Genomic DNA, 7876 nt, shown 5'->3' with positions numbered 1-7876 from the left:
CTGCCCGTTTCCCGCTTCGCTATGTTTATATCTTGCCATAATAAATTTATTATATCGCGGTTTTTCTTCTTATGTCAATTTTTTATTTTGTTATGCGATATTTATTGTTTTTCTACAAGCTCTATGTAGCGTATAGGCGTAAACGCAACGGTGACTGACACCACTTTTCCCTAGTGTCGTTAGGTGACATTTATCCGCTATCAATGGTGTTTATTGCTAATTGCTAATTGTTAATTGCTCATTCCTAATTACTGCTAGAAGATGTATGCCGAATAAAATCCTTGAGTACAGTCAGGGCAGGGCTGCGGGTGGCAAAAACATCTTCTGGAATTCTCCGCCGTAGGAGACTTGGGAATAAAACAAAGAAAATTCAGAGAATAAACGTCCGCCGCCTAATAAAAAAAAGATTTCGAAGTATAACGCTAATATTTGTTTATTAGGCGGCGGAAGGCTCCGTAGGCGGATTCTCCAGAGTTTTTACCACCCGTAGCCCTGCCCTGACTGTACTGAATAAATTCTTTGGGCATACATCGTGTAGTAGTTCGTGGTAAATTCTTCTTTTTCATCTCCGTTTTCAATCATTGTATAAACCAACACAAAACAGTACCATAACAGACAAAGCCATTAATATGAATTATTTTTTTGAAACTTACGGATGTCAAATGAACAGCGCCGAGTCGGCGGCGTTGGCACTTGCCTGCAAAGAACGCGGGTGGCAAGAAGCAAAGGACAGCGAAAGCGCCGACCTTGTTCTGCTCAATACCTGTTCCGTGCGGCTGACAGCGGAAAAACGCGCTCTTGGCCGCATCGCTCATTATGCAGGACTTAAAAAAAAACACAGCCGCCGTTTTACGCTTGTCATCGCCGGATGTATGGCGCAGAGGTTAGGTGAAACTCTAAAAGAAAAATATCCGCAAGTGGATTATGTTATGGGCACCTCGGCTCGTTCGCTTTTTCCAGTGATTTTGGAAGCTGTCGAAAACGGCGTAAAAGCCGAGATTGACCTCATCGAAAAACCTGTTTTCTCTTTTTCCAATTCCCACTTTGAAGAAGGACAGTTCCGCAGTTTTATCCCAATCATGCATGGCTGTAACAATTACTGCTCCTATTGCATTGTCCCCTATGTGCGCGGCAAGGAAGTTTCCCGCGACCCGCAAAAAATAGCGCAGGAAATCCGCCTTGTGGGCGAGAAGGGCGTGCGCGAAATCACCCTCTTGGGACAGAATGTAAATAATTACCGTTGGGAAAATATCGACTTTGCCGCCCTGTTAAAACTTGCCGCAGTCGAGGCAGAAAAAAGCGGCGTTAAATGGATACGGTTCCTTTCCGCTAATCCGGGCAATTTTTCCCGCAGTACAATAGAAGTTTTAGCTTCCAATAAAACTTTCTGCCGCCATCTGCATCTGCCAGTCCAGCATGGCTCGGATGGCATATTAAAGGCAATGAACAGGGGCTATACGGCGCAAAGTTTTTTGGAACTGGTCAGGGAAATCCGCGCCGCGATGCCGGGAATCACCCTCTCCACGGATATCCTTGTCGGTTTCCCCGGCGAAACCGAGGACGATGTGGATAAGACGCTCCATTTAATGGAAGAAATTAAGTTTCTTTACTCGTATATGTACCATTTTAACCCCCGTGAAGGCACAAAAGCCTTCGATCTACCCGGCAGAATAGGCGAAGAAATCAAAAAAGAGAGGCTCGCGAAGGTTATTGCCCTGCAAAAAAGGCACACCGCCGGGCTTTTAAAAGACAGAATTGGCAGTACGGAAACTGTTTTAGTTGAGGGGATATCCCGAAAAAATGCCGATGAATTAATAACGAGGACAGAAAAAGACGAAATGGCGGCGGTTCCCGGCCATAAGTCGATGATAGGCTCTTTTGGCAAACTTGTCCTGTCAGGTTTAAAGGGGAACACATTTAGAGCGAAGGAGATTTTACCATGCCCTGGAGATTGATTTTATTTATCGTTATTTTTGCCGTGTTTCTTTTTTTTATCGGATTTAATCTTGGAGATGAATTTAAATGTGATATAAACTTTGGCTTTACCAGATTACCGCAAGTTCCGGTATTTTTTACAATATTTGTTTCGTTTGCTTTAGGGATTGTATGCTCCGCGCCTTTGTTTTTGCACTTGAGAAGGAAAAGGAAAGAAATGCCGCGAAAAGACAATGATCAGAATGATGATTACCGTCCTGCCGCGTCCGCAAATCCTGAAGTTAATGAAAAAATTAAAAATGACGCAGCGTCGGCAAGGGAAAGATTTTTCTTAAAAAGGCGTGTCGGCAAAAAGTGAAAAAATTCATTTTTTTAATTTTGATGATAACCGCCTCTTGCGCTTTTGGGCAACGGACAGTCTTCGCGCAGACCGGCGCTTCTCTGGAAATAGAAATAAAAACCATCGAAGCCGCCGTTTCTAAACAGGGAATTTCCGCCGTGGAGAGGCACGACGCTCTTGTCAATCTTGCCCGTCTTCGCCAGCTTTCAGGAGACATTGAAGGCGCGGCAAAAAACTGGTTTGAAGCCGCAGGCGCGATTCCCGGCAAAGTAGACGACGACGCGCTGTTATCCTGCGCCTACTGCCTTGCCGCAATGGGCGAATGGGACAGGGCGGCAACAGCTCTTAATCCTTTACTGTCAAAATCACTCCGCGCCCGTTTTTTAAATACCGTAATTAACGCGATTAAAACAGGCGATTTATCAACGCTTGGCTCTCTTGCCGATAATCCCGAATATTCGGGGTTAAAAGTTGAAATTTTATTTGTTCTATGGAAACTGACGCAAGGCGACTTATCGGAAAAATGGCGGCAGCGTCTTATAAATGAAGAATTTAAACAAACTCCCGAAGGCATCCTTGCCGCCGGTAAACCTTCCGCGGTTATTAAACCAAGCCCGTTTTGGCTGTTCGCTGGCGGCCTTGATTCCCTCCCCGTCCTTGCAAGCGAAAAACCAAGTGAAACAACAACAGCGCAAGCAACTCCTTCTTCTCAAACCGCTGTTTCTCAATCTACAAAACTGCAAACAGGCGTTTTCAGCCGCGAGACTAACGCGCAAGCTCAGGCGGCAAAACTCAGGCAAGCCGGTTTCTCCCCCTCAATAGAAAAGCGCGTTATTAATAGCAATGAAATGTGGACGGTTACCGTAACCGTCGCGACAGACCAAGTAAGCGCCATAAGGGAATTGCGCGAAGCAGGATTTGAATCGTTTCCAGTAAAGCAGTGAGTAGTGAGCAGTGAGTAGTGAGCAATTAGCAGTGAGCAGTGAGCAATTAGCAGTGAGCAATTAGCAATGTTTTTGTCCGTTATCTTATCGTGAGAGCTTACGCATAGATAACAAACAACAACACTGCTCACTACTCACTGCTCACTGTTCACTGCTTTACTGCTCATTATTCCCTTTTTCCCTCTTTGTGTTCTTTGTGAGAATCCTTGCGAATAAGTCCTTGTGAATTTATCATAAAAAGAGTATAAAATAAAAACAAAGGAAGTACCCATGAAACAGTATACCCAAATGAACGCGGCTGAATTATCCGCGCTTAAAAAAGAGCTTGACGCGGATTTTTTAAAACACAAGGAAAAAGGCAAGAAACTCAACATGACACGAGGAGTTCCCTCCAACGAACAGTTGGCACTTTGTAATGGGTTGCTAACCTGCCTTTCGACTTATGATTACAAAGCCGAAAACGGAGCCGACTGCCGTAATTACGGCGGAGTTGACGGCATCCCCGAAATGAAAAAAATATTCGCCGACCTTCTGGAGCTTACGCCGGAAGAAGTTATAGTCGGCGGCAACTCTTCGCTTGCCCTGATGTTTGACAATGTGGCGGTTAATATGTCACACGGCGTAAGGGACGGGCAGCCGTGGCAGAGTCAGGGGCAGGTAAAATTTTTGTGTCCAGTTCCCGGTTACGACCGCCATTTTACAATATGCAAATATTTCCATATCGAGATGATACCTGTCGCGATGGGGAATGACGGCCCCGATATGGACGCGGTCGAAAAAGCAGTTAGTTCCGACCCTTTGATAAAAGGCATTTGGTGCGTACCCAAGTATTCAAACCCTACCGGCATAGTCTATTCCACCGAGACTGTAAATCGTTTCGCAAAACTGAAACCCGCAGCCGATGATTTCCGTATTTACTGGGACAACGCATACGGCTTTCATGATCTTGGAAACGCTAAGAGGATAATCCCGAATATCATCCGCCTGTGTGAAGAAGCCGGAAATCCGAATATGCCGCTTGTGTTCGCCTCTTTTTCAAAAGTCAGTTTTGCCGGCGCGTCCGTAACCTGCATGGCTTCTTCAAAATCCAATTGCGATTACATCCGCCAGCGGCTAATCGCGCAGACAATCGGGCCGGATAAATTAAACCAACTGCGCCATTCCCGTTTTTTCAAAGACGCCCGCGGCGTAATGGCGCACATGGAAAAACACGCGGCAATTTTAAAACCAAAGTTCGATCTTGTTACAGAAACCCTGCGCCGCGAATTAGGCGGCCTCGGTATCGCCGAATGGACGGAACCTGAGGGCGGCTACTTTGTAAGTTTTGACGCTCTTAAAGGCTGCGCGAAGAGAATCGTCTCTCTCTGCGCGGAAGCGGGCGTCGCCCTGACCCCCGCTGGCGCGACATTCCCCAACGGCAACGATCCTCAAGACAGAAACATCCGCATAGCCCCAACTTGCCCCCCGCTTGAAGAACTTGGGCAAGCGCTGGAAATTTTCTGCACCGCGGTAAAACTTGCGGCGGTAGAAAAACTGAAGAAGTGAGCAATGAGCAATTTTGTTGTTTGTGGGCGCGGTCTTTTGACAAGCCGCTATGCTTGCTAACTTCGCTCATTGTTCATTGCTCATTGCTCATTGCTCATTGCTAATTAGTCCCTTTTTCCCCCTTCGTGATCTTTGTACCTTTGTGCTCTTTGTATGAGGCTCTTCCCCAATAAATCAATTGACATAATTTCTTAAAAAGGATATAAAGAAATTAAATAAATACTCATGGAGGAAATATGAGCTACGTTGACAAAATTATCTCTATTATAGAAAAAAGGGATGCGGGGCAGCCTGAATTTTTACAGGCCGCTAAAGAAGTATTGGATTCGCTTAGGATCATTGTCGATCAGGACAACACCTATGAAAAAGCCGGGCTTTTGGAAAGATTGATAGAGCCGGAACGAGCTATTAGTTTCAGAGTCCCCTGGATTGACGATGCCGGTAAAGTGCAGGTAAACCGCGGGTACCGTGTGCAATTCAGCTCCGCAATCGGCCCGTACAAAGGCGGTTTGCGCTTCCATCCTTCGGTAACATTAAGCATTATTAAATTCCTGGGATTTGAGCAGATATTTAAAAACTCCCTGACAGGCCTTCCAATGGGCGGCGGCAAGGGCGGTTCCGATTTTGACCCCAAAGGAAAGAGCGATAACGAAGTAATGCGTTTCTGCCAGTCTTTTATGTCGGAGTTGTTCCGCCACATCGGGCCGGACACTGACGTTCCAGCCGGAGACATCGGCGTAGGCGGCAGGGAAATCGGTTTTATGTTCGGTCAGTATAAAAAACTAAGAAACGCTTTTCAAGGCGTTTTAACCGGAAAAGGGCTTGATTGGGGTGGAAGCCTTGTAAGAACCGAAGCCACAGGTTACGGTCTTGTTTATATCGTTGATGAATATTTGAATACAAAGGGAGACGATTTTAGAGGCAAGAAAGTCGCGATTTCAGGCAGCGGCAACGTCGCTATTTTCGCGGCGGAAAAAGCGCAGGCCCTGGGAGCGACAGTTATCAGCATGACCGACAGCAACGGCTCTATTTACGACAAAGACGGAATTAAACTCGACACCATAAAAGACATTAAAATTAACAACAGGGAAAGGCTTACAAAATACGCCGAAGCCCACAAATCGGCAGAATACAAAGAGACGGGAAAAGGCAAAGTATGGGATCTCCAGTGCGATATCGCCCTTCCATGCGCCACGCAGAACGAGCTTACGATTGACGATGCTAAAAAGCTTGCCGCCGCCGGATGCAAAGTTGTAGCCGAAGGCGCCAATATGCCTACAACCCTAGAAGCGACGGAATTCCTTCTTAGCAAGGGCATCGCATTCTTCCCGGGCAAAGCTTCAAACGCCGGAGGAGTAGCGACATCAGGTCTTGAAATGTGCCAGAACAGCGCCCGCCTTTCATGGACTTTTGAAGATGTTGACGCGAGGCTGAAAGTCATCATGGGTAACATTTTCAAGAAATTAGATGAATCCTCCAAAGAATATGGGAAACCCGGCAACTTTGTTGTCGGCGCGAACATAGCCGGCTTCAAGAAAGTAGCCAAAGCCATGCTCGAACAAGGGGTTATTTAATTAAGAGGAGTAGTAAGCGTAACAGGGGGTTCAAGCAGGTCTTGAACCCCGTTTATTCCCACTCTGACGCGGGAAAGAATCACAACCCCGGCGACAGCTTCGGCTTTATAAACAAGGCGGTTTTCATCCCCTCCTTCGGGGCGTAATTCCAGTAAATCGTTGTCATTTATCTTATAGAAAATATAGCGTCCTTTCCTTACATTTCCGACGGAAGTAATCGTATACTCGCCTGAATTGTTAAATTGAACTCTGCCCCAAGACGAGTCATAAGCCGCGTCAATTGTCGGTTTTAGCTGGGTTAATGTTTCCTTAAAATTGGCGGATCCCGCTCGGCGGTAGGAACCGTCCCATGAAGTGCCAGCTGTGATTCTAAGCCTGACATCCTCGGTAACGCGAAGCCTGATACTGTCCAGCGATTCAAGCTCTACTTCAATAAAGCGCAGTAATGTGCTTATCGATATATTTTGACTCCTAATATTTAAACCGTACCTTGACGGGGTGGAACTTTGCCAAGTAAAAACCTGTTGGGCTTCATCGCCAAAAAATATTATTTCTTTTTTTGTGGGATCAAAATAAATATACTGTTTTGTGTCTATTGTGCCTTGAGGGCTTACATAGTACCACAAATCGTTTATAAATTTTTCAAAAACGCCCGGAGCGCCGCTTAACAGTTCCCTGAGACGGCGCTGTTCAATTTGCGAACCGGGTATTCTGGACACGTTAATCTGCTCATATCTCTCACTGGCAGAGTTAAACGCGTAGATAGTCTCAATCTGATCCAGAATATTGGCCGACGCGCTGTCATGGCCGTAGGCGGCGATATTAAAACTCTGTCCTTTTGTTAATCCCTGCTGGTATGCCAACGAGCGCGTCGTTTGCTGTATTACAACTGAACCCGTACTCTGCAATTCCGCTATTTTTCTATAAGGCTGCCCTCTTGCCTGACCAGGGCTTCGCCTGAATATGGTCATTGTGTGTTCATTTTTTTGATTCATTCCGGTTACAATAATGCAGTTGTTTCTGTCCCCAATTAAGTCCTGGCTAAAAAGGGTGATGGTTTCACTTCGGCTTGCTATAGTAGGCGCGTTCCATATGCGTCTGTATCCGCGCGCGTTTTCATCATAACCCAAAAAGGTGATGAACACGGGGTCTGAGGCATTGGACGTGCGATATACTACAAATTGCTCTTCCGGTATATTTTCTTCGCTCTCCTTGTTCAGCGTAGCTATTACCGTTTCCCCGCTTTCCAGCGGTATTTTAGTGCTGATGGTTTCATCCCAATCCATTTGCCCGGATTGTTCGGCGGATGAATACATGTATGTCTCTTTTGGAATTACTATTTTTGTCCTGACATTTTCATCCGCTTTGGAGCTAAAAATCCGCTTCCATAGTCCGGTCGCCAAAAAAATTATTAACAGTACGGACAATACGGCAATGCCTATGGAAAAATAAATAAACGTTTTTTTCATTTATGCTAATTACACTATCACATATTTAACCGCGATTCTACAACGCGGCTATTTGGTAAAGAACGCCGC

The 7876-nt window shown here is 45.8% G+C and carries 6 protein-coding genes; 5 read left to right on the top strand and 1 reads right to left on the bottom strand.

The window, feature by feature from the left end:
• The first annotated feature begins 629 nt into the window (after window positions 1–629).
• The 5 genes from miaB to gdhA all read left to right on the top strand — a co-directional run bounded on the left by miaB (window position 630) and on the right by gdhA (window position 6338).
• The gene (miaB, locus tag ACYVRA_RS05245) at window positions 630–1955 is read left to right on the top strand and encodes a tRNA (N6-isopentenyl adenosine(37)-C2)-methylthiotransferase MiaB (RefSeq protein WP_461251699.1); all 1326 of its coding nucleotides are present in this window, start codon (window positions 630–632) and stop codon (window positions 1953–1955) included.
• On the top strand, window positions 1940–2293 hold the full coding sequence (locus ACYVRA_RS05240) for a hypothetical protein (protein ID WP_461251698.1): 354 nt from the start codon (window positions 1940–1942) through the stop codon (window positions 2291–2293). The genes miaB and ACYVRA_RS05240 overlap by 16 nt, the downstream gene beginning before the upstream one ends.
• Window positions 2290–3219, top strand: coding sequence for an SPOR domain-containing protein (locus tag ACYVRA_RS05235; protein ID WP_461251697.1), 930 nt, complete (start codon window positions 2290–2292; stop codon window positions 3217–3219). Before ACYVRA_RS05240 ends, ACYVRA_RS05235 begins: the two co-directional genes overlap by 4 nt.
• A 270-nt stretch (window positions 3220–3489) precedes the next feature.
• Window positions 3490–4764 carry an aminotransferase class I/II-fold pyridoxal phosphate-dependent enzyme gene (locus ACYVRA_RS05230; RefSeq protein WP_461251696.1) on the top strand — a complete coding sequence of 425 codons (1275 nt, stop codon included), beginning with the start codon at window positions 3490–3492 and terminating at the stop codon, window positions 4762–4764.
• Window positions 4765–5000: 236 nt separating this feature from the next.
• The gene (gene gdhA / locus ACYVRA_RS05225; RefSeq protein WP_461251695.1) at window positions 5001–6338 is read left to right on the top strand and encodes an NADP-specific glutamate dehydrogenase; all 1338 of its coding nucleotides are present in this window, start codon (window positions 5001–5003) and stop codon (window positions 6336–6338) included.
• Here gdhA and ACYVRA_RS05220 read toward each other — a convergent pair.
• Window positions 6335–7807: a pallilysin-related adhesin gene (locus tag ACYVRA_RS05220; RefSeq protein WP_461251694.1), complete on the bottom strand. Its 1473-nt coding sequence runs from the start codon at window positions 7805–7807 to the stop codon at window positions 6335–6337. The genes gdhA and ACYVRA_RS05220 overlap by 4 nt on opposite strands.
• Window positions 7808–7876 lie beyond the last annotated feature (69 nt).

It is taken from the genome of Treponema sp. R8-4-B8, from assembly GCF_054786175.1.
This window is presented reverse-complemented; position numbering and strand designations above follow the sequence as displayed.